Source organism: Moorena sp. SIO3I6 (genome assembly GCF_010672095.1).
Genome location: NZ_JAAHHU010001412.1, coordinates 1 through 1,316, shown reverse-complemented (window position 1 = coordinate 1,316; position 1,316 = coordinate 1). Strand labels below are relative to the sequence as shown.

At 46.7% G+C, this 1,316-nt stretch carries 2 protein-coding genes; both read left to right on the top strand.

Going from position 1 to position 1,316, the window contains the following annotated elements:
* A partial coding sequence (locus F6K49_RS49810; protein ID WP_293110219.1) for a hypothetical protein occupies positions 1 to 1,067 on the top strand: 1,067 nt, incomplete at its 5' end.
* A gap of 61 nt (positions 1,068 to 1,128) precedes the next feature.
* A partial coding sequence (locus F6K49_RS49805) for a hypothetical protein (RefSeq protein WP_293110217.1) occupies positions 1,129 to 1,316 on the top strand: 188 nt, incomplete at its 3' end.

Below are 1,316 nucleotides of genomic sequence, written 5' to 3'. Positions count from 1 at the left end.
TCTCAATGAATCCAGCATTTATCGATCAGTGGTTTCCGGATGAGTTACAAGACAACTATATATATAAACTGATCAACCCACGACGGGTCGGTTTAACTCGCTGTCGGGCAGAGTATTTCGTGCGATTGTGGGCTTATCTACTCCTCAAGCAACAGGAATTGAGTGGTCGCTTAAGAAAACCCCTTAGCCAATTGACCATACCGAAAGGGTTTGTGCCCTGTACTAATCGAGAAGCGGCAGAACTGTTCTATGCTAACAAAGACCGAGGAAGCGATCGCGCTGCTGGGATGATGATTGATATCCTAGTGGATCTCGGATTAATTGATAAACTCTTTGATGGCAATACGATTTGTATCAGAATTCGCCCTGTTGGCCATTTAACATCATCTAACCCATTAGCTGAGCCCATACAGTTCCAAGTTGATGGCTTTAACCCCCGCACTGATGCTGTGATCGTGGCGAATTTCTTGGCTCGCAACTACAACTGGATGAGTAATACAACCAATTATATCCCCTTCAAAATTACCAAGCTGCTACGGAGCTGGGCACATCAATACCCCAGTAGTATGCGAGTGCTACGTCGCTGTGATACCTCTGCTCCCGTTGGATTCTATATGCTCTATCCCACCGCCAGTGAGTCTGAGGAAAAATTCTTCCTTCCCCCTATCAATAGTCTCTATTTGAGTTCCAGCTCCACTATCGACCCCCTAAAAATGGCTACCCCCGGAAATCCGGATTGTACTTCGGTCTTAGTCAGGAGTTGGATGATTGATACTCCTTATATAACTCACCAAAATGTGTGTCGATTCCTGGAGGATGTGCAGCAAACCCTAGTGGGTATGGAAGCTGATTTTCCGAACCTTTGGGATTTATACGCCATGACCATCCATCCCAGTTATCAAGAGCTGTCAATGGCGATAGGATTTCAGAAAATCGGTGATCAGACCAATTCCTCTGTGTCATGGCTGTATACATCAGTAGACCAATTTTTGAATCTAGCCATGGAAAAGGCCATATCAAAACTGGAATTTAGGTGCCATGGCGCTGAATCAAGACTGACCGGGTGACAAGCTGCTTGAAAATATCAATTTAATAGTTTGGTGGAACAGGCATCGTGGTGGAACCGTCATGTTGCTGGAATCTGCATATTTGTGGAACGGGCATCTTGCCCGTTTCATTTTCCGGCGAACAGGATGCCCACCCCACAGGCATCGTGGTGGAACAGGCATCGTGGAACGGGCATTGTGGTGGAACAGGCATCGTGGTGGAACAGGCATCGTGGTGGAACGGGCATCTTGCCCGTTTCATTTTCCGGA